This is a genomic window from Streptomyces sp. NPDC034111 (genome assembly GCF_055575375.1).
This window is the reverse complement of record NZ_JBVIST010000019.1, coordinates 81,585-106,920: the sequence shown is the minus strand read 5'-3', so window position 1 is coordinate 106,920 and position 25,336 is coordinate 81,585. Positions and strand designations below refer to the sequence as shown.

18 protein-coding genes are annotated in these 25,336 nt (G+C 72.8%); 12 read left to right on the top strand and 6 right to left on the bottom strand.

The features are described from left to right. Positions 1-99 precede the first annotated feature (99 nt). Complete coding sequence (locus ACZ55A_RS30670; RefSeq protein WP_468846874.1) at positions 100-1,212, bottom strand: CapA family protein; 1,113 nt, start codon at positions 1,210-1,212, stop codon at positions 100-102. A 151-nt stretch (positions 1,213-1,363) separates the two neighbouring features. Here ACZ55A_RS30670 and ACZ55A_RS30665 point away from each other — a divergent pair, with 151 nt between their 5' ends. Both ACZ55A_RS30665 and ACZ55A_RS30660 read left to right on the top strand, forming a co-directional pair. Further along, positions 1,364-3,538, top strand: coding sequence for a SpoIIE family protein phosphatase (locus ACZ55A_RS30665; RefSeq protein ID WP_468846871.1), 2,175 nt, complete (start codon positions 1,364-1,366; stop codon positions 3,536-3,538). A gap of 178 nt (positions 3,539-3,716) precedes the next feature. Beyond that, positions 3,717-4,919: a MalY/PatB family protein gene (locus ACZ55A_RS30660; RefSeq protein ID WP_468846868.1), complete on the top strand. Its 1,203-nt coding sequence runs from the start codon at positions 3,717-3,719 to the stop codon at positions 4,917-4,919. A 32-nt stretch (positions 4,920-4,951) separates the two neighbouring features. On the opposite strand, the gene ACZ55A_RS30655 is transcribed toward ACZ55A_RS30660, so the two are convergent. Beyond that, on the bottom strand, positions 4,952-5,818 hold the full coding sequence (locus ACZ55A_RS30655) for a hypothetical protein (protein WP_468846865.1): 867 nt from the start codon (positions 5,816-5,818) through the stop codon (positions 4,952-4,954). Positions 5,819-6,792: 974 nt separating this feature from the next. Between ACZ55A_RS30655 and ACZ55A_RS30650 the strand changes: the two genes are divergently transcribed. Further along, positions 6,793-8,067, top strand: a complete 1,275-nt coding sequence (locus ACZ55A_RS30650) for a VWA domain-containing protein (RefSeq protein ID WP_468846863.1) — start codon at positions 6,793-6,795, stop codon at positions 8,065-8,067. Next, positions 8,067-8,897, top strand: coding sequence for a hypothetical protein (locus tag ACZ55A_RS30645; protein ID WP_468846860.1), 831 nt, complete (start codon positions 8,067-8,069; stop codon positions 8,895-8,897). The genes ACZ55A_RS30650 and ACZ55A_RS30645 overlap by 1 nt, the downstream gene beginning before the upstream one ends. Before the next feature lie 113 nt (positions 8,898-9,010). Here ACZ55A_RS30645 and ACZ55A_RS30640 read toward each other — a convergent pair whose 3' ends face one another. The 3 genes from ACZ55A_RS30640 to ACZ55A_RS30630 all read right to left on the bottom strand — a co-directional run bounded on the left by ACZ55A_RS30640 (position 9,011) and on the right by ACZ55A_RS30630 (position 12,755). Then, positions 9,011-10,336, bottom strand: a complete 1,326-nt coding sequence (locus ACZ55A_RS30640) for a DUF5685 family protein (RefSeq protein ID WP_468846857.1) — start codon at positions 10,334-10,336, stop codon at positions 9,011-9,013. Positions 10,337-10,532: 196 nt separating this feature from the next. Continuing rightward, positions 10,533-11,825, bottom strand: a complete 1,293-nt coding sequence (locus tag ACZ55A_RS30635; protein WP_468846855.1) for a PP2C family protein-serine/threonine phosphatase — start codon at positions 11,823-11,825, stop codon at positions 10,533-10,535. A gap of 96 nt (positions 11,826-11,921) precedes the next feature. Then, complete coding sequence (locus ACZ55A_RS30630) at positions 11,922-12,755, bottom strand: undecaprenyl-diphosphate phosphatase (RefSeq protein ID WP_468846854.1); 834 nt, start codon at positions 12,753-12,755, stop codon at positions 11,922-11,924. A gap of 225 nt (positions 12,756-12,980) precedes the next feature. On the opposite strand from ACZ55A_RS30630, the gene ACZ55A_RS30625 reads away from it, so the two are divergent. From ACZ55A_RS30625 to ACZ55A_RS30615, 3 genes are all read left to right on the top strand, one after another. Continuing rightward, positions 12,981-14,069: an acyltransferase family protein gene (locus ACZ55A_RS30625; RefSeq protein WP_468846852.1), complete on the top strand. Its 1,089-nt coding sequence runs from the start codon at positions 12,981-12,983 to the stop codon at positions 14,067-14,069. 204 nt (positions 14,070-14,273) lie between these two features. After that, positions 14,274-15,905: a PucR family transcriptional regulator gene (locus tag ACZ55A_RS30620; protein ID WP_468846847.1), complete on the top strand. Its 1,632-nt coding sequence runs from the start codon at positions 14,274-14,276 to the stop codon at positions 15,903-15,905. A gap of 107 nt (positions 15,906-16,012) precedes the next feature. Then, positions 16,013-18,463 (top strand): SpoIIE family protein phosphatase, encoded by a 2,451-nt coding sequence (locus tag ACZ55A_RS30615; RefSeq protein WP_468846844.1) that lies wholly within the window; start codon positions 16,013-16,015, stop codon positions 18,461-18,463. A gap of 66 nt (positions 18,464-18,529) precedes the next feature. On the opposite strand, the gene ACZ55A_RS30610 is transcribed toward ACZ55A_RS30615, so the two are convergent. Then, positions 18,530-19,888, bottom strand: coding sequence for an NAD-binding protein (locus tag ACZ55A_RS30610; protein ID WP_468846842.1), 1,359 nt, complete (start codon positions 19,886-19,888; stop codon positions 18,530-18,532). A 576-nt stretch (positions 19,889-20,464) separates the two neighbouring features. Between ACZ55A_RS30610 and ACZ55A_RS30605 the strand changes: the two genes are divergently transcribed. The 5 genes from ACZ55A_RS30605 to ACZ55A_RS30585 all read left to right on the top strand — a co-directional run bounded on the left by ACZ55A_RS30605 (position 20,465) and on the right by ACZ55A_RS30585 (position 25,316). Beyond that, positions 20,465-21,922 (top strand): amino acid permease, encoded by a 1,458-nt coding sequence (locus tag ACZ55A_RS30605; protein ID WP_468846839.1) that lies wholly within the window; start codon positions 20,465-20,467, stop codon positions 21,920-21,922. A gap of 107 nt (positions 21,923-22,029) precedes the next feature. After that, positions 22,030-22,980 carry a hypothetical protein gene (locus ACZ55A_RS30600; protein ID WP_468846836.1) on the top strand — a complete coding sequence of 317 codons (951 nt, stop codon included), beginning with the start codon at positions 22,030-22,032 and terminating at the stop codon, positions 22,978-22,980. A 255-nt stretch (positions 22,981-23,235) separates the two neighbouring features. Beyond that, positions 23,236-23,676, top strand: a complete 441-nt coding sequence (locus ACZ55A_RS30595) for a hypothetical protein (protein ID WP_468846834.1) — start codon at positions 23,236-23,238, stop codon at positions 23,674-23,676. 104 nt (positions 23,677-23,780) lie between these two features. Next, positions 23,781-24,083 (top strand): hypothetical protein, encoded by a 303-nt coding sequence (locus tag ACZ55A_RS30590; protein ID WP_468846831.1) that lies wholly within the window; start codon positions 23,781-23,783, stop codon positions 24,081-24,083. 180 nt (positions 24,084-24,263) lie between these two features. Continuing rightward, positions 24,264-25,316: a zinc-dependent alcohol dehydrogenase family protein gene (locus ACZ55A_RS30585; protein WP_468846829.1), complete on the top strand. Its 1,053-nt coding sequence runs from the start codon at positions 24,264-24,266 to the stop codon at positions 25,314-25,316. Positions 25,317-25,336 lie beyond the last annotated feature (20 nt).

Genomic DNA, 25,336 nt, shown 5'->3' with positions numbered 1-25,336 from the left:
CGCTCACTTGGCGGTGAGCACACCATGCGCCTCCGGATCGACCGCACGGGAGGGCGAAGGCGCCGGGCCCTGACGGGAGCGACGAGCGGACCGCGGCCGTCACGCCGGGCGGAGGGTGAAGGTGCCGGGCGGCTCGGATGCGGCGCACGGCCGGAAACCGGTGGCGATCCGGTCGAGGAGCCTTTGCAGCCACTGGAGATCCTCGGCCGAGGGGTGCCGCAGCCTCATCTGCCGCGCCTGGAGGGGAATGATCCGCAGGTCGTGGAGCCGGCCGGTGTCGGGGTCCAGCGAGACGAGGAACAGCAGCCGCAGGTCGTCCCGGTACTGCTCGTAGCCGGTGATGCCCTCGTAGTCGTCGATGAAATCGCCGCACCCGTGGATCATGAGCTTTCCCCGGTGGACCTCCAGGCCGCGCGGGTGGTGCGCGGAGTGCCCGTGGACGAGGTCGACTCCGCCGTCGAGGAGGAGGTGCGCAAAGGCGGTCTCGGCGCGCGCGACGCCATAGCCCCAGTTGGGGCCCCAGTGGACGGAGGCCACCGCGAGGTCTCCCGGACGCTTCGCCTGCCGTACGCGGGCCGCCAGTGCGTCGGCTGCCGCCTCGGTCGGGCCCGGTACGAAGGCGACCCCGCTCCGGTCGTCGGCCGCGGCCCATGACCAGGGGATACCGCTGGACGGCATGCCGAGGGAGAAGACCAGGATCCGACGGCCGCCGTCGACGGGTACGACGGCCGGGCGCCTCGCCGCGTCGCCGTCCTCCCCCGCTCCCGCGGTCCGCAGCCCCGCCCCCGCCAGCGTGCCGAGCGTCTCCTCCAGTCCGTTGCGGCCGAAGTCCAGGACGTGGTTGTTGGCGAGTACGCAGACGTCGGGCCGGGCGACGGTCAGGCAGGGCAGGTTCGCCGGGTTCATCCGGTAGTGGACCTCCTTGCCGTCCGCGAAGGCCTCGCTGCGCGTGATGCTGGTCTCCAGATTGATCACCCGGGCGTCGGGCGCGGCCTCGTCGAGCATGTGCAGGGCCTCGCCCCATGGCCAGGCGAAATCGACCGGCCGGTCGAGGGGGCCGTGCGCCGCCTCGGCCAGTTCGACATAGGCGCGGGCATCGCGGATGTACGCCTCGCGCAGCGTGGGGTCGCCCGGGTACGGCAGGATCTGGTCGACGCCCCGCCCGAGCATGACGTCCCCGCAGACGAACACCGTGATCGGCTTGTCGCCCATGCCTCCAGGCTAGGGGGTGTCCCCCGATCCTCGATCCCCGAGCCCCGGAAGGTGCCCGACCGGCCGGCAGGCTCGGTTTCCGGCGCCGTGTGTCAGAGTGAAGAGAGGACTCGATGACGGGGGCGGCTACGCATGAGAGGGGCGGCCTGTCATGTCCATACAGTCGGATCGCCCTGACTCGGCCACCGCGCGCTCCACGACGGCCTACCTGCGCAACGAGCAGTACGTGGACCTGTTCGACCAGGCCCCGGTGATCTTTACCGCGCTGAGCGGCCCGCAGCATGTGCTGGAGGCGGCGAACCCGGCGTTCTTCGAGGTGTTCGGCGACAAGCGCGGGCGCACCGGCGCACCGATCGGTGAGCTGTTCCCGGAGCTGGGACCGCAGCGCGTCCTCGACAAGCTCGACGCCGTGTACCGCACCGGCACCGCGTACCGGGCCCGCGGCGCACGGCTGGTCCTCGGTGCGCCCGGCGCCGAGCGGGAGGGGTTCTTCGACTTCACCTACGAGCCCCGGCGGGACGCGTCCGGCGAGGTCGACGGCGTGATCGTGATCGCGGTCGAGACCACCGCCTACCACCACGCCCAGCTCCTCGCCGCCGAGCAGCACCTCCTGCTGGAGCAGATCGCGCGCGACGCCCCGCTCAGCGAGATCCTGACCGGGATGGCCCGGGCGATCGAGGAGCACTCCCCCGAACTGATCGTCTCCGTGCTGCTCATGGACCCCGACGGCGTGCACCTTCGGCACGGCACCGGTCCGAGCCTGCCCGACTTCTACAACGAGGCGATCGACGGGGTCGCCATCGGCCCCGACGTGGGCTCCTGCGGCACCGCCGCCTATCTGCGCGCTCCCGTGATCGTCAGCGATATCGCGACCGATCCCCGGTGGGAGGGCTACCAGGAACTGGCCCGCCAGGCCGGGGTCGCGGCGTGCTGGTCCACCCCGATCATGAGCGCGGACGATCAGCTGCTGGGCACCTTCGCGATGTACCACCGCACGCCCAAGGCCCCCGAGGACAAGGACGTGGCGCTCAGCGCCGCGTTCGCCCGGATCACCGCGCTGGCCATCGAGCGCCATCGTGCCCTGGAGGCCGGCCACGCCGCCCAGGAGCGGGAGAAGGCGGCCCGGGAGGACCTGGCCTTCGTACTCGACGCGAGCACCGCGATCACCCGCGAGCCGCACTACTTCGACTGTCTCCAGTGCATGGCCCGGCTGACCGTCCCGGCGCTCGCCCCGCTGTGCACCGTCCATGTCCTGGAGGACGGCCGGACCCGGCGGATCGCGGTGGCGGCCGCCAGCCGGGCCGCGGAGGATCTGCTCGCTTCCTCCGGTGTCAGCGACGAGATCGATCGCGCGGTCGCCCGGGTGCTCGCCTCGGGCGTGATCGAGACCGGCGGGAGTGTCGCGGGCGCCGCCTCCCGGGGGGCGAAGGTCACCGGCTACGCCTGCGTACCGCTGGCCACCCGCGGCCGCACCTTCGGCGTACTGACCCTCGTGGCCACCGGCCCGCCGCTGGACGGCCATGTCATCGCGCTCGCCGAGGAGTTGGCCCGCCGGGCCGCCTCCAGCGCCGACAACGCCCACCAGTTCACCGACCGGGTCCGGCTCGCCCGCGATCTTCAGGCCGGGCTGCTGCCGCCCGAGTTGCCGGCGATCCCCGGCGCCGATCTGGCGGCGTCGTACCACCCGGCGGGCGAAGGCCTCGAAGTGGGCGGCGACTTCTACGACGTCTTCCCGCTGTCCGACGACCGCTGGGCGCTGATGATCGGCGATGTCTGCGGACGCGGCGCACCGGCGGCCACCACGACCGGTATGGTCCGGCACACCGCGCGGGCCGCCGCCCGCCTGCTCAACGACCCGGCGGACGTGGTCTCCGCGATCAATGACGCGCTGACCGAGAGCACCACCGAGGACACCTTCGTCTCGCTCGTCTACGGCGAGCTACGGCGCTCCGCCTCCCGGCTGACGCTGGACCTGCTGCGCGCCGGACATGTTCCCCCGCTGGTCCGGCGCGCGGACGGCAGGGTCGAGGAACTGGCCGAGCCGGGGCTGCTGCTGGGCATCGGCCCCGATTTCGCCGGAACCCCGTGCCATGTCGAACTGCGTCCGGGTGACAGCCTGGTGCTGGTCACCGACGGCATCACCGAAGCCCGCTCCGCCGAGGGCGAGTTCTTCGACGACCGCCGGCTGGCCGATGCGCTCACCTCCCTCCCCGGCAGCTCCCCCACGGCCGCCGCCCTGATCGACACCGTCAATGCCGCGGTGACCGCCTTCGCCGGCCCTTCCACGCCCGACGATCAGGCCGCGCTGGTGCTCACTGCCACCTGACATCCTGCGGCTGACCTCCCGGCGACCGGTCCGTCACGGCCTTCCGGGGCGCACCCGGGTCGGCAGGGTCGGCAGGGATCTCTCATCAACGCGCTACCGAAGACTGCCGTGGTAGACAGGGCAACCAACTGGCGTACGGGGGCTGCCCGGCGGCGCCGGCCGGGCCTATGTTGGCCTCATGGAGCGCAGGCCACCGAGGCCGCCCGACGGGCCCGGCCACCACGACCCCGGCCCCGACGATCCGCTGCGCCGGCTGACCCTCACCGAGCTGCGGCGGCGTACCAGCATGAAGTGGCGCACCTATCCGCCGGATGTGCTGCCCCTGTGGGTGGCGGAGATGGATGTGCCGCTCGCCGAACCGGTCGTCCGGGCGCTCTCGGAGGCGGTCGCGCTCGGCGACACCGGCTATCCGGCGGGCACGGGCTACGCCCGGGCGCTGGCCGGTTTCGCCCACGAGCGGTGGGGCTGGGACGGGCTCGCCGTGGAGCGTACGGCGCTGGTGCCCGATGTGATGCTGGGCATCGTCGAAGTCCTCAAGCTGATCACCCGGGCGGGAGATCCGGTGGTGATCAACTGCCCGGTGTATCCGCCGTTCTACGCGTTCGTGGCCCATATGGACCGGCGCGTCGTGGAAGCACCGCTGGGCGCTGATCTGCGGCTCGATCTCGGCGCGCTGGAGGCCGCGTTCCGGCGGGCCGCCGCGGGCGGCCGGCGGCCCGGGTACCTGCTGTGCAGTCCGCACAATCCGACCGGCACCGTGCACAGCGCCGAGGAGCTGGCCGCCGTCGCTGCGCTGGCGGCCCATTACGGGGTACGGGTCGTCGCCGATGAGATCCACGCCCCTCTGGTGGCCCGGGGCACCGCCTTCGTGCCCTATCTGAGCGTGCCCGGGGCGGAGGAGGGTTTTGCGCTGATGTCGGCTTCCAAGGCGTGGAACCTGGCAGGGCTCAAGGCGGCGCTCGCCGTTGCCGGTCCGGCTGCCGCCGGCGATCTGGCGCGTATGCCGGAAGAGGTCGGCCACGGGCCGAGCCACCTCGGCATCCTCGCCCATACCGCGGCCCTGCGGGACGGCGGCGGGTGGCTCGACGCGCTGCTCGCCGGCCTCGACGACAACCGACGGCTGCTCACCGCTCTGCTGGCCGACCGGCTGCCGGCGGTCCGCTACCGCCCGGCCCCCGGAACCTTTCTCGCCTGGCTCGACTGCCGTGCGCTCGGCCTCGGCGACAACCCGGCCGCGGTCTTCCTCGAACGCGGCAGGGTGGCGCTCAGCCCCGGCCCGGATTTCGGCACCGGCGGCACCGGGCACGTACGGCTGAACCTGGCGACCTCTCCGGAACTGCTGACCGAGGCGGTACGCAGGATGGCCGTCGCGTTGGACTGACCCGGCGCCGGATTTTGGTGTCTGACGCCGGTTCACTCCTGTTGGGTGCCCGGCAGCAATTCGACCCGGACGTGCTCGCCGTCCTGGACGACGTAGGTGACGCCGGTGCCTTGGTTCCAGCCGAGGGGCAGCAGATAGTAGCGGCCGTTGCGGTCGACGAGCCGGCGCAGACCGGTGTAGCGGTAGCGGAAGTGCGCCTTGGGCCCCAGATCCGCCACCTCCAGCCCCGGCCCGGCCAGGCTGAGACGTTCGGTGCTCAGAATCACCACCGCGGTGCGGCGGATGAGGTGCTGGGCGGTCAGCCGGGCCTCCCGCTCGCCGAGATCGGAGGTCGCGAGGCTGAGCGCCCACATGACCAGCAGCCCGGCCGTGAAGGCGGGGACCGCTCTGCCCCATAACGTGGGCGGCGGGGCGGTACCGCGGGCGGCCCAGGGGGTCTGGCCGAGGAAGATGCCCACCCCCAGCAGCAAAGGGGCCGTCCATTGATACGGGACGAGGTACGGCCACAGGAGCAGCAGGAGCAGCCCGGCTCCGACGAGGCCGAGGTGCGCCCGGGCCACCGCGCGCAGTGCCCGCTCCGCCTCGTGTGCGAGGCGGCCCTGGCCCGGGTGCTCTCCACCGGTGGCGAGGTGACGTGCCATCAGGACGGCCGCGATGCAGGCGATCGCCACGGGCACGGTGACGATGTTCAGGCTCTGGATCGCCATTTCGGCGAAGCCGAAGCCCAGGCTGAAGGAGTCCAGCCGGAAGTAGTGGTAGTAGGCCGTCATATGGACCGCGCCGAGGTAGTACATGAGCGCCACGAGGAAGGAGGCCTGCGTGACGACGATGCCGAGCAGTCCGGCCGCGGTGTGCTCCCCCGGCGCGGGGGCCGTCCCCGGCACCGGCGCCGGGGACACCGGTCGCACCCGAGCGGGGCGGGACGCCCGTGTCGCGACGGGAGAAGGGCGGCGGGTCCGCCGACGGGCGGGCCGTCCGGCCCCGGGTGCCGCCCGCGCGCCCTCGTCGGCACCTGCGCTCATGTGCCGGACGCCGACGGGCAGTTGACACCCGAAGAGGGATCGTCGGAGCCGGGTGGCGACGAGGGAGTGGCCGATCCGGTCGCCTCGGGTGAGTCGGTCGGCGACGGGGACGAGGACGGGGACGACGGGGATGACGGAGACGGGGACGGGGGCTCCGCTCCTCCGGAGCTCGGGCAGGGATCGGTGGGTTCGCCGCCGACGTCACCCCCGGTGGACTCGCCGCCACCGGTGTCCCCGCCACCGGTCGGATCCAGGCCGCTGCCGGCCGGCGGCCTGCCACCGTGGTCGGGAGGCGGTGACTTGAGCGGCGGCACGGGGTCCCCGCCGTAACTGGGGCCGCCCCCTGACGCGCCTCCCGACTCCGTACCACCGGCCGCCGACTGGTCCGGCTGTTGTCCGGTGGGGGCCGGCGTCTGCGACGCTCCCGGCGTGGACGGGCCGCCGATCCCGGCCGTGGGCCGTCCTCTGTCGGAGTCCGCCCCGGACGTACCGGACGTGCCGGATGCCCCGTGCGCGCACCCCGCCGAGGCGATCAGCGCCGCGACGAGCACGGCGGTACGGAGCGGGTGACGTTGCCTGTCGCGGTGTCCCATGACGATCCCCCTGGCATGCGGTACCGCCGTGCGGCGCACCTCCTCGGCCGCACGGCGTACACAAGGAGCCACGTCCGACGGCCCGGTTCGGTTCCCGAGACGGGCGGAAAGACCCCATCGGGTGAAGGTGCGGCGCCACAGTCCCGGTATGGCGTTCGTCCGAGGGGTGGGCGCAGGGGTCGAGTCGCTTTGTGTGCGGTGCCGTTGGGCGCCGGCGGCCGTTTTGGAGCCCGGCGGATTTCTCCATACGATCCAGCGATGATCATAAGAAAACGGCTGGCGGCCGGGGTGTGCGGGCTGCTCGCCGCCCTGGCCGTCGCCCTTCCTCCCGCCACCGCCACGGCCGCCGAGCCGGACGCGAAGCCGTCACCCAAGGTCGAGTTGACGCTCGATGTCAGCGGCTCGATGCGAGCCCGCGACATCGACGGACAGAGCCGGATGGCCGCCGCCAAGCAGGCGTTCAACGAGGTGCTGGACGCCGTACCGAACGACGTCCAGCTCGGCATCCGTACCCTCGGCGCCAACTACCGTGGTGAGGACCGCAAGGTCGGCTGCAAGGACACAAAGCAGCTCTATCCGGTCGGGCCGCTCGACCGGACCGAGGCGAAGACCGCGGTGGCGACGCTCACCCCCACCGGCTGGACGCCCATCGGCCCCGCCCTGATGGGCTCGGCCCAGGACCTCAAGGGCGGTGAAGGTACCCGCAGGATCGTGCTCATCACGGACGGCGAGGACACCTGCGCCCCGCTCGATCCGTGCCAGGTGGCCCGCGACATCGCCGCGCAGGGCATCCACCTCACCGTCGACACCCTCGGGCTGCTGCCGGACGCCAAGACCCGCAAGCAGCTGAGCTGTATCGCCGAGGCCACCGGCGGTACGTACACCTCCGTGCAGCACACCAAGGAACTCCGGGACCGGGTGCACCAGTTGGTGGACCGGGCCGCCGACCCTGTCGTCACGCCGGTGCCGGCGAAGGGTGCCCAGCAGTGCGCGGGCGCCCCCAAGCTCAAGCCCGGGCTCTACAGCGACCGGGAGAAGTTCGCCGAGCACCGCTGGTACCGGGTCGATGTCCGGCCCGGCCAGGAACTGCGCGCCTCGGTGAGCGTCGGCGCCGACCGTGCGGTCAACAACGACTACGGGGTCCTGTTGCGGGCCTCGACGGTGCACGGCCGGGAGATCGTCCGCGGCGCGGAGGCCGGTGACGGCCGTACCGATGTGATCTCGTCCGGACTGCGCTACCCCAAGGCGCCGCAGGACGCCCCGGACGGCGCGGAGCAGGCGCCGGCGGAGACCGTGTGTCTCCAGGTCAGCAACTCCTTCTCGGCGCCCGCCTCGGTCAAGACCGAGCCCGGCCTGCCGGTCGAGCTGACCATCGACCTGGTGGACGGCCCCGACGACGCCTCCGACGTGGCCTCCTTCGGCCTCGGCCACGGCTGGTGGCTGCTGGGCGCGCTGGCGCTCGCCGGTCTGCTGGCCGGCCTGGTGTGGGGCTGGATCTCCCGTTGGCGCGTCACCGTCTGGAGGACCAACTGATGCGTACCGTACGCCTGCTGACGACCGCCGTACTGGCGGGCCCCGGTGTCCTCGGCCTGGCGGGCAGCGCCGTCGCCGACGACGCCACGCCGAGCCCGAGTGCGAGTGCGAGCTCGGATGCGGCCGGTCCCACCGAGGCCGGCACCTCGTTCCGTACGGCGACCGCCATCAAGCCGGACCAGCCCGCCACGGCCGACGCCTCCACCGGCGACTACCTGTACTGGGTGCTGCCCGTGGACACCGCGCAGCGCGCCACCGTCAAGGCCAAGGTGACGCTGCCGGCGGCCGCCGCCCGGCACGGCGCGGCCACCTGGCAGCTCGATGTGTACGACGGACTGCGCCGCCGCCAGGCGTGCACGTACGGCGCGCAGACCAGGACGGCGGACCGGGAGGCCGGTTCCGTCGAGTTGTCCTGCACCCTGCGCACGGTCCGTGGCGGGGCGGAGCCCTGGGCCAACGACCCGCTGCCGGGCAGCTATTACGTCCGGCTGACGGTCGTCGATCTGCCGCAGGAGGATCTGGGGCAGCCGGTGCACGCCGAGGTCGAGGCGTCCGTCTCCGACCAGGGCGGCGCGTATGCGGTGGACGGTGCGCTGGCCGCTCCGCTGGTGCCCGGCGCCGGGGCCGCCACGCCGGAGGCGGACGGCGAGTCCGCCTCCCCGCGTCCCGCGGCCCGGGTGGAGCCGGAGGGCGGCTGGTCCTCCGGCCGGTGGTCCGACCGCTGGCTGTGGACCGCGGCGGGCGGCGCGCTCGCGGCGCTGGCGGGCATCGCCGGGTACCGCGTCACCCGAGGCTCGGGCCGTCCGGCACGGATTCCGCCGGGCGCCTGACCGGCGGGGCGGTAGCCCTCGTTACGGCTGACGCAGCTCGCCGGCCGCGCCCATGGTGGCGCGGCCGGCGGGGCGAGGGGTGCCGCGTGCGTCCGGTGCGGACGTGGAAGCGCTCAGCAGTCGCAGCAACTACAGCATTCACAGCAACCGCAGCACTCGCAGCAGCCACCGTCGCAGTTGCAGCCGTCGATCTTGTGGCAGCAGCCCTCGCGCTTCTTGCGCGACCACGGACCCTCGAACTCCTCGGCACAGCAGACCTTGCAGGTGCAGAACAGGCCGATGGCGACCGCGCAGCCGGCGAGGAAGCCGCGGGGCGGCTTCGGCTGGTTCGGGAACTGCGGCCTTCCGCCGTCCCCACCGCCCGGACCGCCTCCGTGTCCCCCGCCATGGCCGCCGCCCGGACCGCCGGGCGGCACCGGGCCGCCCGCGTACGGGTGCTGCGGGGCGTTCAGGGGCAGGCCGCCCTGGGCGTACGGGCCGGCGGCCGGGGCCTGGCCGGGGTGCGGGGGCTGACCGTACTGCGGGGGCGGGCCGCCGTACCCGTCCTGGTACGGGTTGGCGCCGTGGCCCTGGTGCGCGCAGGTGGTGGTGCCGAAGGCGCGGTCCACCGAGCGCCGCAGCTCGTGCACCAGCAGCACATGCACCAGGGCGGAGTCGGTGAACTCCACCTCGCGCAGCGCGAGTCGGATGCCGTGCAGCGCGTCGTCGCACAGCCGGCGGGCCTCGGCGACGGTGGCGCCGGTCGCGGTGAGCGGGTTCCAGGCGCCCTCGGCGGCGTCCGTGGCGCGGTCCTCCACGGCGTCCAGGAGGTGGGCCAGCCGGCCGAAGAGCCGGCCGGCCTCGGCCAGTGGCGCGGCGTTGCCCGGGCGGCCCGCCAGCACCGCGGTGTGGGCGAAGGCGGCGCCGGTCGCGGTTTCGGTCGGTTCGGTGATGACGGTCAACGGGGTGCCGGGGCCGGCCAGTTGCTCGATGCCCGGCTGCCGGTCGACCGCGTCGACGAGTACGGCGGTGTCGAAGCCGAGGGCGGCGCCGGTGCGTGCCCCGGCCCGGTCCCAGCCCGCGGCGACCTTGCGCGCGGCAGCGGCCACCGGCCGGCGGCGCAACAGGCCGTTCCGGTCGGCGACATGGTCGCGTATCTTCGCCGAGGCGAGGACGAGGGAGACCGAGGCGGCGAGCCGCGCGCCCTCGCCCTTGGCGACCGAGGCGGTCCGCATGCCCCGGAGGGGGCAGGGGCCGGCGGTGCGGCGTTGCCCGGCGGCGTGGCCGGACTGGGCATCCGTGAGTACGGAGACGATCAGGCCGTCGTAGTTGGTGACGACCCGGGCGAACTGCCCGTGGTCACCGCGCAGCGCGAGACAGAGACCGCACAGATGGGCCATCCACTCCGCTTTGAGCCCTTGGGAGAGCCGATGGGTGCAGGGCCTGACGATTCCGAACATATGGCTACCCCCGTGAGACATCGGAAGGTGCGGGCAGGGGGTGTGCGCCCCGGCCGGCACCGGGGGTGATCGTACGACAGGGCCGTTGACCTGGGTGCACACGCCCTCGGGGGCATGGGCCCGATCCACCTGACGCACCGTCAGGCAAGCTGGAGCCGTACGGAGCCGCCGCACTCCCGTCGTACCGGGCGGCGGATCATGTCGTCGTCATCGGATGCGTCGGCCCCGGCCCCGGATGCTCGCGCACCCGTGCGGCGAGCACGGCGACATCGTCCTCGGCGTGCATCCCGTCGAGGTGGAGCAGCACCTCGTCCAGCACCTCCTCCACCCCGGCCCCGGCGGGCACCCGCAGCCGGGCCAGCCGGGCCAGGGAGTCGTCGATGTCCTCACCGCGGCGCTCGATGAGGCCGTCGGTGAACATCAGCAGGGTCTCGTCGGGGGTGAGGTTACGGGTGACGAGTTCGTAGCCGCCGACGCCCGTACCCAGCGGCGGGCCGACCGGCACCCGTACCAGGTTCGCGGTGCCGTCGCGGCCGAAGACCACCGGGGGGAGGTGGCCGGCGCTGGCGAACCCGGCGATGCCACGTGCCGGGTCCACCTGGGCCAGCAGACAGGTGGCGGGCCGGCGGGCCTCGTCCTCGGCCACCGCGGTGTCGAGCTGGCGCAGCACGCGATGGGGCGGCAGATCGGTCGAGGCGACGTAGCGCAGGGTGGTGCGGTAGGCGTTCATGTCGACGGCCGCGTCCAGGCCATGCCCCATGACGTCACCCATGACGAGCAGGGTGCGCCCGTAGTGGAGGCGCACCGTCTCGAACCAGTCGCCACCGACCAGGGCGGTGGTGCCGGAGGGGAGGTAGCGGGTGGCGAGCTCCAGATTGGGGTGCGGCCGGCCCGGTTCGGCCAGCAGGGCCCGCTGGAGGTCCATCGCGGTGCGCTGGACCGAGGCGTACCGGCGGGCATGGGCAAGATGGGCGGCGGCCAGGCGCGCCGCGTAGTGCATCGTGGCGGTCTCGTGCTCTCCGAAACTCCCGCCGGCCCGGAAGACGAGCAGCACGCCGTAGCAGCGGCCGTGGGCGAGCAGCGGCACCGCCTCCGCCTCGGCGGACATACCGCCCTTCAGGACGCCGGTGGCGGTGACCGGATGCCGCTCCATCAGCGCCCGCAGCGCGGGGAACCCCTCGCCCGGCTCCCCGGTCCCGTCGTCCGGGAACTGCGCCTGGAGCACCTTGACCAGACCCGCCGACGCCACGCGGGTCAGCTCCGGGGCCCGGGAGGGGCGCCTCGTCGCGGCGGCCTCCTCGGGGAGGAGGTCGACCGCGGCGGCGTCACACAGGTGCTGGCACAGGAACCGGGACAGCTCGGCGCAGATCGTCTGCTCGTCCAGGGTGGTACCGATCCGTTCGGCGGCTTCCTCCACCACGCGCAGACGGGTCAGCACGTGTGCCGCGCCGGTGTCCCGACCCTCATCCGAGCCATCCCGGTTCGTCAAGGCCACCTCCAGGGCACTGCGTCCGCGTACGGCGGATGCGCTTCTGATGCACCCATACCACCCACGACGCCGGATCCCGGCCCGGCGCGGCGGCCGTCAGGTCAGTACGCCCATGCCAAGCAGTCCGAACAGCAGCGCGCCGATGAGGATCCGGTAGATCACAAAGGAATTGAAGGAGTGCTTGGCCACGAACTTCAGCAGCCAGGCGATCGACGCGTAGGCGACGAGGAAGGAGACGACCGTGCCGACGGCCAGCGGGGCGACCGCGGCGCCGCTGCCGACCGCGTCCTTCAGTTCGTAGATTCCCGCCCCGGTGAGGGCCGGGATGCCGAGGAAGAACGACAGCCGGGTGGCCGCGACGCGCTCCAGGTCGAGGATGAGCGCGGTGGACATGGTCGCGCCGGAGCGGGAGAAGCCGGGGAAGAGCAGCGCGAGGATCTGCGAGCAGCCGACCCACATGGCGTCCTTGAGGGAGGTGTCGTCCTCCCCGCGCTTGTGGCGGCCCATCTGGTCGGCCGCCCACATCACACCGCTGCCGACGATCAGCGAGCCGGCCACCACCCACAGCGAGGCAAGGGGACCCTCGATCAGCGGCTTGGCGGCCAGACCGACGACGACGATCGGGATGGTGGCGTAGATCACCCACCAGGCGAACTTGTAGTCGTGGTGGTAGCGCTCCTCGCGGTTGCGCAGTCCGCGGAACCATGCGCCCACGATGCGCACGATGTCCTTGCCGAAGTAGACGAGCGCGGCGGCGATCGCACCGACCTGGATGACGGCCGAGAAGCCGACGACGGCCTTGTCGTCGACGGGGATCCCCATCAGACCTTCGGTGATCTTGAGATGGCCGGTCGAGGAGACCGGGAGGAATTCCGTCACCCCCTCGACGGCTCCGAGAACGACGGCTTGGCCGATGCTGATCGCGCTCATGGGATCCATTTCTGGCGACGGGCGGACGGTGGGCGCAGGGCGCGCCTCACGGCGCGGGGCGCGGTGAGGCGCCTGTGACTGTACTGGGGGTTTGACTGCCCGGAGGACGGGAAGGCCTCCGCAGCCTCCCTCGACGGGCAGAGGTGCGCCCCGCGTGCCCGGACGTCTACAGTGCCCCGAAACGGTCTACAGCACTGTAGACGGAACGAGGGGAGGAAAGGTTCCATGGCCGAGGCACAGGTCCACCGCCGGCCCATCAGCGGCGAGCGGCCCGCCCCCGGCAAGCAGCGCGACGCCTTCTTCGACAACGCCAAGTACCTGGCCATCGTCCTGGTGGCGATCGGCCACGCCTGGGAGCCGCTCTACCACACCAGCCGGAGTGCGGCCGCCCTCTACATCTTCGTCTTCGCCTTCCACATGCCGGCGTTCACGCTGATCTCCGGCTACTTCTCGCGCAGCTTCACGATGCGCCGCGACCAGCTGCAACGGCTGGTCACCGGCGTCGCCGTCCCGTACGTGGTCTTCCAGATCGCCTACGCGCTGTTCAGATACGCGGCCGGCGACCTCCCGGAGTTCTCGGTCAGTCTGCTGGACCCGTGGTTTCTCACCTGGTTCCTGGCCGCGCTGTTCCTCTGGCGGCTGACCGCACCGCTGTGGCGGATCGTGCGGTGGCCGGTGCCGCTGGCCCTGGCGATCGCCGCACTGGCCTCGGCCTCCCCGGAGATCGGCAGCGATCTGGACCTGCAACGGGTGCTCCAGTTCCTGCCGTTCTTCGTCCTGGGGAGGTCCCTGAAACCGGAGCACTTCGCATGGGTGCGCCGCCGGGCGGTGCGCCTCGCCGCGGTGCCGGTTCTCGCCGGGGCAGCGGTCTTTGCGTACTGGGCCGTACCGCGGATGAACGACGCGTGGTTCTACCACACCGACAGTGCCCAGAAGCTGGGCGTCCCGTGGTGGTGCGGGGTGCTGATGCAGGGGGCCATGTTCGGCTGCTCCCTGCTGCTCAGCGCCTGCTTCCTGGCCTGGGTGCCGGGCCGCCGGACATGGTGCACCGCGCTGGGCGCCGGCACGCTCTACGGCTATCTGCTGCACGGCTTCCTCGCCAAGGGCTCGCGCTGGTGGAACTGGTACGACGCGGCCTGGATCCACACGCCCTGGGGCGCCGTCGTGGTGACCCTGATCGCCGCGGCGGCCGTGACGCTGCTGTGCACCGCGCCCGTGCGGCGCGCCTTCCGCAGTGTCATGGAGCCGACGATGGACTGGGCGTTCAGACCGGTCGGCCGCTGCCCGGCCGACGGCGCCGGCGGCACCCGCTGACGGTGCCCGGGGGTGCGCCCTCGGACACGGATGGCCGCGGTTGCCCCGGCGGATAGCATCAGTACTGTTGGCGTGGCTCATTCGCGCGGTGGCGGCCCGGTGTGTGGCCGATCGGACGCCTGGCATGACGTGCTCGGACGTGCAGGTGAGATGGCCGGCGACGCCATGGGCCCAGGCCACCCGAACTCAGCAGAGGCGCCGATCATGGAACCAGTTGCCGCGGCATCACCACCCCGTGCCGGCATCAGCCTCCGCCAGCTGCTGATGTCGCTGGGCGAGCCCCTGGTCGAGTTGCAGGCCGCGCCCGCCGGTCTGGACGTCGAGATCCTCAGCGTCGCCCTGCTCGACCCCGAGGATCCGCCGATGGCCCGCCCCGGTGAGCTGGTGCTTGCCATAGGCGCCCGCGGCCGCGCCGCGTTCCCGGCGCTGCGGGCCGGCGGCCGCGACGGGGCGGCCGCCATCGCGGTCAAGCTCGACACCCCCGGCCAGGCCGCTGCGCTCTGTGAGACCGCGGTCGAGGCCGGGGTCGCGCTGCTGTCCGTACGGAGCGAGGCGCGCTGGGAGCAGGTGGACGCGCTGGCCCGGGCGGCCCTCGACAGCGCGCCGCAGGGGCGCCCCGGCGAGCCCCTGGACGAGGGCGACCTCTTCGCGCTCGCCCAGACCACCGCCATCCTCACCGGCGGCATCGTCAGCATCGAGGACACCGCCAACCGCGTGCTGGCGTACTCGCGTTCCACCAACACCGACGAGGTCGACGATCTGCGGCGGCTGTCCATCCTGGGCTGGCAGGGCCCGGAGGCGTACCTGGCGCGGCTGCGCAAGTGGGGCGTGTTCCAGCGGCTGCGCGCCACCGACGAGGTGATCAATATCGAAAGCCACCCCGAGCTGGGGATCCGCCGCCGGCTCGCGGTGGCCATCCGGGCCGGGGAACGGCAACTGGGCACGATCTGGGTACAGGAGGGCTCGGCACCGCTGACCGAGCACTCGGACCAGGCGCTGCTGGGCGCGGCCCGGGTCGCCGCGCTGCATCTGGTGCGCCGCCGCCGGGAGCTGTCGGCGGATCTGACCCTGACCCGTACGCTCACGGCCGGGCTGCTGGAGGGCAGTACCGGACCGCAGCCGCTCGCGAGCCACCTGGGACTGGACGCGAACCGGCCGGCCGCCGTCCTGGGCTTCTCGTACGGGTCCACCGAGGCCACCCCGGCCGAGCTGGCCCAGGCCGAGGTGAGCAATCTGATCTCGGTGCACACCGCGGCCCGGCACCGCAGCGCCCTGGTCACCCAGGCCGACTCGCGGATCTACGTGCTGCTGCCGCAACTGCCGCGCAGCATCGACCTCGGCACCCTGCGGCTCTGGGGGCAGGAGATCACCGACGCCGCCCGCCGCCACCTGAACCTGTCGCTGCGCGGCTCGGTGGGCTGCATAGTGCCGGTGCTCGGCGAGGTGCCCGAATCCCGCCGCGAGGCGGACCGGATCCTTGACGCGATGGTGAGCGTCGGCGTCACCACCACGGTGGCCGCGCTGCCCGACATCCAGGCGGAGGTGCTGGTCAGCGAGGTGCTGTCGCTGCTCTCCGCGCACCCCGACATGCGCGATCCCCGGCTGACCGCGCTGGTCGCGCACGACCGCCGCAATCAGGGACAGTTGGCCGAGACCGTCCTCGCGTATCTGAACGCCTTCGGCGATGTCCGGGCCGCCGCCACCGAGCTGCATGTGCACCCCAATACGCTGCGCTACCGGATCCGCCGGGCCGAGGAGTTGACCGGTCTCGACCTGAGCCGGCCGGACCAGCGGCTGCTGGCCATGCTTCAGCTGCGGCTGCCGTCCGCGACATGATCCGACGGTCCGGTGCGGGTCGTCGCCGGACCGCTCGCTCCCAGCTGTTGATCCGCAATCCCCCTAGACTGGGCGATATGCGCCATTGAGCTGACGGGCTGGCGATCATGACCTCGGACAATCCGCTGACGGGCGGGCCCGGACGGGCCTGTGACCTCGCGAAGGCGGCCACGGCCGAGCTGGACGCGCAGGGGCTGGTCGTCTCCTGGACCCGGGCGGCTGAGCGGCTGCTCGGTTACCGGGCCGAGGAGATCCTGAACCGCCCCGCCGCCCAGCTGCTGGCGCTGCCCGGCGACGCGGAGCGGGCGGCGGCCGTGGCGCGGTGGTGCCGGGCAGGGGACGGCTGGGGCGGATCGGTGGCCGTGCGCCACCGGGACGGCCGGGATCTCCAGCTGGCCGTACAGGTCACCCCCGTGCTCGACGGTGCCGGCCAGGAGCGGTGGTCGGTCCTCGCCCTGGAGGAGTGGCGGGTGCCGGGCGGCGGGGTGAACCAGCTGATGCTGGAGCCCTTCCTCGCACACGCCCCGGTCGGGATGGCCGTACTGGACACCGACCTGCGCTACGTCTGGGTGAACGACGTACTGGAGCGGCTGATCCCCCTGGAGCGCCGGCTGGGCCGCACGGTCGGGGAGGTACTGCCGCGGCTGGAGGCCGAGGCGTTCGAGGAGCGGATGCGGCGGGTCCTGCGGACCGGATCGCCGGTGATGGACTACGAGTTCCGCAGCCCCACCTACGCCGACCCCACCCAGGAGCGCGCATACTCCGCCTCCTTCTTCGGGCTGGCCGACCCTCAGGGCGAACGGATCGGCATCTGGTACATGGTCATCGACGTCACCGAGCGCTGGCGGGCCCAGGAGCGCCTTGCCCTGCTCAACGACGCCAGCGCCCGGATCGGCAGCACACTCGACGTCACCCGGACCGCACAGGAGCTGGCCGATGTCGCGGTGCCGGCGCTCGCCGACTTCGTCGCCGTCGATCTGCTGGACTCGGTGCTGCGCGGTGAGGAGCCGGTTCCCGGGCCGGTCGACAGCACCCCGACGATGCGCCGCTGCGGCCAGCAGTCGGTCAACGAGGGCTGCCCGGAGGCGGGCCTCGCGGTGGGCGAAACCGTCCAGCGCTCCCCTTCGTCACCGGTCGCCCGCTGTCTGCTGACGGGCGAGTCGCTGGTCGAGCCGGCCCTGGACGACTCCAGCGCATGGTTCACCGAGGACCCGGTGCGGGCGGCGGCGATCCGCGCGTTCGGCTTCCGCTCGGTGATGGTGGCGCCGGTGCAGGCCCGTGGCATCACGCTGGGCGCGGCGACGTTCTTCCGGACCCGCCGGCTGGGGCCTTTCGTCCCGGACGATGTACGGCTCGCCGAGGAGCTGGTCGCCCGGGCCGCGGTATGTGTCGACAACGCCCGGCGCTTCACCCGCGAGCGCACCGCGGCCCGGATGATGCAGCAGAACCTGCTGCCGCACGAACTGAGCGGCGGATCGGCGCTGGAGGTGGCCTCCTGGTACTTCCCGGCGGACGCCCCGAGCGGGGTGGGCGGCGACTGGTTCGATGTGATCCCGCTGTCCGGGGCCCGGGTCGCGCTGGTCGTCGGGGATGTGGTCGGACACGGCATCAACGCCGCGGCCACGATGGGCCGGCTGCGTACCGCGGTCCGTACGCTCGCCAATTTGGACCTGCCGCCCGACGAGCTGCTGGCCCGCCTGGACGACCTGGTCATCGGACTGGTGCAGACACAGGGCGCCGATCGGGAGACGGACACCGAGAACACCAAGGTGGCCGCCACGTTCATGGGGGCGACGTGCCTGTACACGGTGTACGACCCGGTCAGCAGGCGGTGCAGCATGGCGCGCGCCGGCCACCTCCCACCCGCGGTCATGGGCCCCGACGGTGCCGTCGACCACCCCGACCTGCCCGCCGGGCCGCCGCTCGGCCTGGGGTCGCTGCCCTTCGAGGCCGTCGAGCTGGAGCTGGCCGAGGGCAGCCTGCTCGCGCTCTACACCAACGGGCTGATCGAGACCTGCGACCGGGACATCGGCGTCGGCCTGGCCCGGCTCAGCAACGCCCTCGCGGTGTCCGGACCGGCGCTGGCGGACATCGGCGGCAGTGTGGTGAAGGCGTTGCTGACCGGCCCGCCGTCCGACGACGCCGCTCTGCTCCTGGCCCGGACCCGGGCCCTGGATGCGCACCAGGTCGCGTCCTGGGATCTGCCCACCGATCCGGCGGTGGTCGGCCGCGCCCGTGCCCTGGCCGGCCGGCAGCTGTCGGAGTGGGGCCTGGACGAGCTGCTGTTCACCACGGAACTGGTCGTCAGCGAACTGGTCACCAACGCCATCCGCCACGGCACCGGCCCGATCACCCTGCGGCTGATCCGGCAGGACGCCCTGATCTGCGAGGTCTCCGACGGCGGCAGCAACGCGCCACATCTGCGTCATGCCCGGACCACCGACGAGGGCGGACGCGGACTGTTCATCGTCGCGCAGCTCACCCGCAGGTGGGGCACCCGCTACACCCCGACCGGCAAGATCATCTGGACCGAGCAGGACGTACCGGCCGAGGGCTGAAGGGGGCCCGGTTTCGCGGAAGGCCCGCTGGTGACTGCGGAATGCCCCCTGGGGTGGCTCAGGTCGCTAGCGCCGGTCCTCGACGCCCGACGGAACCGCGCGCTCGCCCCCGGGCACATGGCCGCAGTCGTCCCCGGCCGGGACCGGGCGGGCGGCCAGGCCTCGGCCGGGCAGGTCGACGTAGTCGCAGTCGGCAGCGGCCACGACATGGCGCGGGGCGGCGTCCTGCGGGTGGGCGGTCAGATGGGCGGTCACGAACGCCGCGCTGGTCCGGGTGATGTCGCGGGTCAGCCCGAGGGGCAGCAGCGCGCGGGTCTCGGCGATCGCCTCGTCCTCGCCGGCCCGCAGCACCACCCTGACCTCCGGTGCCACCCCGTGCGCGGCGACCGCGACGGCGATGTTGTCCAGCTCGTCGGAGCCGACCGCGGCGAGCGCCCGGGCCCGGCCCAGGCCGAGCCGGGCGAGCACCGCCCGGTCCTCACCGTGCGCCAGCACCACGGGTATGCCCATCGACCGCGCCAGCCGCAGGTTGGGGGCGGCCGGTTCGCGCTCGACCCCGACGACCGGGACGCCCAGCTGACGCAGCGTCTGGCACAGTCGCAGCCCGACCTGGCCGAGGCCGACCACGATGACATGACCGGCGCGGGGCAGTACCCGCGGCCCGAGCACCCCGACCAGCCGCGGGCCGAAGAGCCGGTCGACGATGCCGGCGGTCAGCAGGGCGGTGAACCCCACCGTCACCAGCATCGCCGCCCCGGAGACCACCTCGTACCCGGGGTGGCCGGGGTGCGGCGCGGCCGGTCCGACCCCCGCGACGACCCGGGCGGCCTCCAGGAAGGCGGTGCTGGCCGGCGTATGGAAGGCCGTCACCAGCCACAGCCAGTCCAGGGCCAGTACGGTCACGATGCCGAACAGCCCGATGAGCAGCAGCCGGGCGTCCGCGTCATGGGGCTGCAACTGTCCGCGCAGCCGCCCGAGCAGGGCTTGCCGCCGGGCGGCCGGGCCGGCCCGCCAGGCGGTCTCCACCAGCCGCCCCGCCCGCCGGCGGACCGCCACCGCACCGCTGTCGCCGGGCCGTACGGCGAGCGCGTCGGGATCCACGCACAGACCGGCCAGGGTCGGCGCGAGGAGGTCGGCGGGTGAGACGGTCACACAGTGGCCCAGCAGCGACCGAAGCTGCCCGCCCACGGTGCGGTCGAAGACCGTGACGACGATCCGGACGGTGGCGCAGACATGCCGTACGGCGAGGGCGTAGCGCAGCGCGGCGAGGTCATCGCCCACCAGGACGGCGACGCCGGCCGGCCGGGCGGCGAGCGCCCGTCGCAGCTCCTGGTCGTCCGGAGCGGCGAGATGACCGACCGGCCGGCCGCTCTCGGCGAGGGAGGCACAGACCCTGCGGGCGAGGGATGTGGCGCCAATCACCACGAACCCCGCGGACTCCGTGCGCTCACCTTCGGAATCCGCATTCCCGTCATCCGGCATTTCGTCCCCCGTTCCGCTCATGTCGCGCAGCACTGATCGCGTGTGGGCACACATGGCCCACGTGGGCCGAACTCACGCTAGGGCGCGGGCAGTCCGCGCCGGCTGTCCGCCCGGCCAAGGGTTCGCGGCCCGCGTTGTCCGCCCCTACCAGCGGCGATGTGGGGAACGCGAGTCCGGATTCCGGGGATTGCGCATTGGCCGACCGCACAGCCATCGGGGGTGACTTTGTCGCCTCTCACAAATACGCCGCCGCTCACCGCCACATACGCTGACGCAAATCCAATCCGGACGTGATGCGGCTCACCTCTCACGAGGAGGACGGGCAATCAGCGTGGCAGCGCGGTAAGCGCTCCCCCACCCGCGCGGGGCATCCGAGGACGGGGCCCCTGTGCCGCCGCTTCGAAATGCGTCAGGGCCATGATCGCCATCACCAGTACCCGGCCCTTTCGTGCGTCCACCACCGAGGCGATCGCAGCAGTCACCCCGTGCATGACCCTCCAACCCTCAACGGATGTAGAGATGACTACACCTCCCTCCACCCAGGCCGCGCCGCCCGCTCCCCCCGGCAGCGGTGCGACCCCGGGGCACTCAGGACTGCAGTCCGGCCTGAAGAACCGCCATCTGTCCATGATCGCCGTCGGTGGCGTCATCGGCGCCGGCCTGTTCGTCGGCTCCGCATCCGGCATCGCCGCGGCCGGCCCCGGCATTCTGCTGTCGTATGCGCTGGTCGGCGCGCTGGTCGTCTTCGTGATGCGGATGCTCGGCGAGATGGCGGCCGCCAACCCGACCTCCGGCTCCTTCTCCGCCTACGCGGACCGGGCGCTCGGCCGCTGGGCCGGCTTCTCCATCGGCTGGCTGTACTGGTTCTTCTGGGTCGTGGTGCTCGCCGTGGAGGCGACCGCCGGCGCGGCCATCCTCACGAGCTGGGTCCCGGCCGTCCCGCAGTGGGCCTGGGCACTGATCGTGATGGTCGTGCTGACCGCCACCAACCTCGCCTCCGTCTCCTCGTTCGGTGAGTTCGAGTTCTGGTTCGCGGGCATCAAGGTCGTCGCCATCGCGGCCTTCATCGTCCTCGGCGGTCTGGCGATCTTCGGTGTGCTGCCCGGCTCCGACAACGCGGCCACCGGCTTCGCCAACCTCACCTCACATGGCGGCTTCCTCCCGAACGGGCCCAGCGCGATCCTCACCGGCATCCTGATGGTCGTCTTCTCCTTCATGGGCAGTGAGATCGTCACCCTCGCCGCCGGTGAGTCCGAGGACCCGGAGCGCGCGGTCACCAAGGCCACCAAGAGCGTGATCTGGCGGGTCGGCATCTTCTACCTCGGCTCGATCCTGGTCGTCGTCTCCCTCCTGCCGTGGAACGACCCCTCGATCGCCAAGAAGGGCTCCTACGTGGCGGCCCTCGACTCGATCGGCATCCCGCACGCGGGCCAGATCATGAACGTGATCGTGCTGACCGCGGTGCTCTCCTGCCTCAACTCCGGCCTCTACACCGCCTCCCGCATGGCCTTCTCGCTCGGCCAGCGCGGCGACGCTCCGAAGAGCTTCGCCCGGACGAACAGCCGGGGCGTCCCGCAGGCCGCGATCGTGGCCTCCGTGCTCTTCGGCTTCATCGCGGTCGGCTTCAACTACCTGTGGCCGACCACGGTCTTCCAGTTCCTGCTCAACTCGTCGGGTGCGGTCGCGCTCTTCGTGTGGCTCGTCATCTGCTTCTCGCAGCTGCGGATGCGCGGCATCATCCAGCGCGAGAACCCGGAGAAGCTGCTCGTCCGGATGTGGCTGTTCCCGTACCTGACCTGGGCGACCATCGCGATGATCTCGTTCGTGCTGGTCTACATGCTCACCGACGACAGCGAGGGCGGTGGCCGGATCCAGGTGCTGCTGTCCGTGCTGGTGGCCGTGATCGTGGTCGGGATCTCCCTGGTCCGCGACCGGCTCGGCCGCAACGGCGACAAGCCGGCGGTCGGCTCTCACTAGCGAGCAACAGTCCGGCATACGGGCGGCGGCGTGCACGGCACGCCGCCGCCCGTATGCTGCGTGAACTCCTGTCCGTCCCCCCACCCGCTCTGGAAGGCCACCGCGGAATGCCCGTCTTCAGACGCCGCAAAGGCAGCCGTCCCCGCCTCGTGCCCGAACTCGACGATGCCGCCCTGGGCCAGGTCCGGCGGCGGGTCGAGACGTGCTGGGCGCGCGGGTCGCTCGACACGGCCGTGATGGCCGTGATGGCGGAGGTGATCGACGACGCCGGAGAGGACTGGGACCGCAAGGCGCACCGCCTGCGGGTGCTGGCCGGGTGCTCGGGGCGGGCGCTGCCCGGCATCTGGCGGCAGCACAGCCCGAAGAACCCGGGCGCCTTGCTGCTCCATGCCTGGTCGGACCTGCTCCAGGCCGCACAGCATGGCGCCGCCGTCGATCTCCACGAGGTCCGCGAGACCTGCCGGCTCGCGGCCGAGCTGGTGCCCGCCGACCCCACGCCCTGGACGCTTCAGCTGGCCACGCTGCGGCTGGAGCGGCGCCCGTCCAGCGAGCTGTCGGCGATCTGGCGCGAGATCAAGGCCCGCGACCCGTGGAACCGGGAGGCCCACCTCCAAGCCCTGGGCTATCTGTCGCCGGACGAGTGCGGCTCCAGCTCCCTGGTGCTGGACCTCCTCGACGGTATGCGCTCCGCCATGCCTCTCGATGCGCCCGCCGCCGGTCTGGAACTCACCGCGCTGGTCCGTACGCACCACCGGGCGGTGGCGCCCGGCGGGCTCAACGCGCTCGGTGCGGGCGAGATCTGGCGCCGCCCGGACGCCGCCAAGGCCCTGGACCAGGCGGCGCACTACTGGCCGAGGCCGGGTTTCCTCCACCACGCACAGGCGCTGGCCGATCTGAACCTGCTGGCCTATGCGCTGATCAAGTCGGCGCGGATCACCGAGGCCTCGGCCGTGCTGCGGGTCACCGGAGGGGTGGCGACGCCCTGGCCGTGGAGCGCGGACGGCGAGGCGCTGGAGCAGTTCTCGCACTACTACAGCCGGGCCACCGCGGCGGGCTGACGCCTGCTGAGCCGTACGTAGGCGCACGGAAACCTACTGAGGTCTTACGGAGACCTACTGAGGTCTACTGACGCGGTCCGGGCCGAACGGGCCGGTAGGTCCGGGCGGCCCGACCGAGGCGGACATATCCGTTTTGCGGCGCATACGTGCGGTCCATAGCCGGATCGAGTGGAATTGCGGACTCTTTCCGGAGTATCCGGAGTGCCCCAATGCCTTCCAGGGGATCCCTTCCTGGAAGAGCGTTGGGAGATCCGTATGCGCGACACCGTCAGCACCGGCCGCTCCGTGGCGACCGGTGGCTGGCGTGTGTTGCTGTTACTGATGCTGCTGGCCCTGCTGCACACCGCGCTCACCCCCGACTCCGCCGAACTGCCGGCCTCCGGCGCCCACGCCTGTACACCCCCGGTGGGCGCCGCTGCTGTGCCCGGCCCCCCTGAGCGGCCCTGCCTCGCCGCGGCACCCGTACTGGCTTCGACCGGGGACGGCGCAAAACACCCGGGCAGCGGCTTCCGCAGACTCTGCGAGGCATCCGCCTGCCATCTGCGCCACCACACCCCCACCGGCCCCGGCGGCAAGGCGATCAGAACGTCCGCCGTGACCCCGGCCCTCAACCCACCGGGCCACGCCGCTTCCCGGGCCGTCACCCCGGCCGCCGCCGCCGGACCGCCGACGCGGGTGACCGTGCTCCGCTGCTGATCCGCCCCCACCGCACGCCCCACCCCGACCGCACCGCGCGCGGAGGGGCGATCGCGGCCTGCCGTCATCAGCTCTCAGCACGTCCGCACCGCAGGAGATCCGGCATGCCCCTCGACATCTTCGCCGCCCTCGGCGCTCTCGTACGCGCCGAGGCCGCCCGCACGCCCAAGCCCCGGTCCGAGCCCAACTCCCCGTCCGCGCAAGCCGATACGGACCCGGCGCAGGGCCAGAGCAGTCCCCCGCCGCCCTCGGAGGGGCCGCCGGCCGCCGCCCCGGACGCCGCGTCCGCGTCCGCCGCCCCACGGCCCTCCCGCTCCAGGCTGCGGCGGAAGCTGTCCGCGCTCACCTCGCTCGGACGAAGGCGCCCCGGCGGCTCTGCCAACGGGCGCAAAGGCCCCCGGTCCTGACGCAGGGGCGCGGGGTGAGCGGCCCGTCCCGGCGGTCCGGTGCACTCCCGGCACCGCGGCCTGAGCGGTACGACCGCACGGGCGCGGCGGACGCCTGGGCCTGCCGCTGCGGCGGACCAGTGGCGTGCGCCGGTCTCGTCACCGTTTGTCCCTCCCCCTGGCGGCCGCCATCCTGGAGACATGGCTGCTCATGCGCCGGCGGACGCGGCCTCGGGCGTCGGCCCGGGCTCGGTGTCCGGCTGGGCCGTCCGGCGGCCCGGCGCGATCGAGTCCGGCCCGCTGGTGCCGGTCCGGCGGCCGAGGCCCGTACCGGGCCCGAAGGATCTGCTGCTCGAGGTCGAGGCCTGCGGGGTCTGCCGTACGGATCTGCATCTGACCGAAGGCGATCTGCCCCCGCGGCGCCCGGAGACGGTACCCGGCCATGAGATCGTCGGCCGCGTGGTCGCCGTCGGCGAGGCGGTCACCGATTTCCGGCCCGGCGACCGGGCGGGCGGGGCCTGGCTGCGCGGCACCTGCGGTGGCTGCCGGTACTGCCGGGCCGGCCGCGAGAACCTCTGCCCGGCCTCCCGGTACACCGGCTGGGACGCCGACGGCGGATTCGCCGAGACCGCCCTCGTCCCTGCCGACTACGCCTATCCGCTCCCGGAGGGCCAGGACGCCACCCGGCTGGCGCCGCTGCTGTGCGCGGGGATCATCGGCTACCGGGCGCTGCGCCGCAGTGCGCTGCCACCGGGCGGCCGGCTCGGCCTCTACGGCTTCGGCGCATCGGCACATCTGGCCGCGCAGATCGCGCTGGCCGACGGTGCGCGGGTCCATGTGCTGACCCGGTCGGCGCAGGCCCGTGACCTGGCACTTCGTCTGGGCGCCTGCTCCGTCGGCGAGGCCTACGACCGCCCTCCCGAGCCGCTGGACTCGGCGATCCTCTTCGCGCCGGTGGGCGATCTGGTGCCGGTGGCACTGGCGGCGCTGGACCGGTCGGGCACCCTCGCGGTCGCCGGTATCCACCTCACCGATGTCCCGGCCCTGAACTACCAGCGGCACCTGTTCTACGAGCGGGATCTGCGCAGCGTGACCTCCAACACCCGGGAGGACGGCCGGGAGTTCCTTGCGGCGGCGGCGCGGGTCGGCATTCAAGTCACGGTCAGTCCCTACCCGTTGAGCCGCGCCCCGGAGGCGCTTGCCGACCTGGCCGCCGACCGGGTCCACGGTGCCGCGGTGCTGATCCCCGGGTGACCGGGACACCCTCGCTCCGT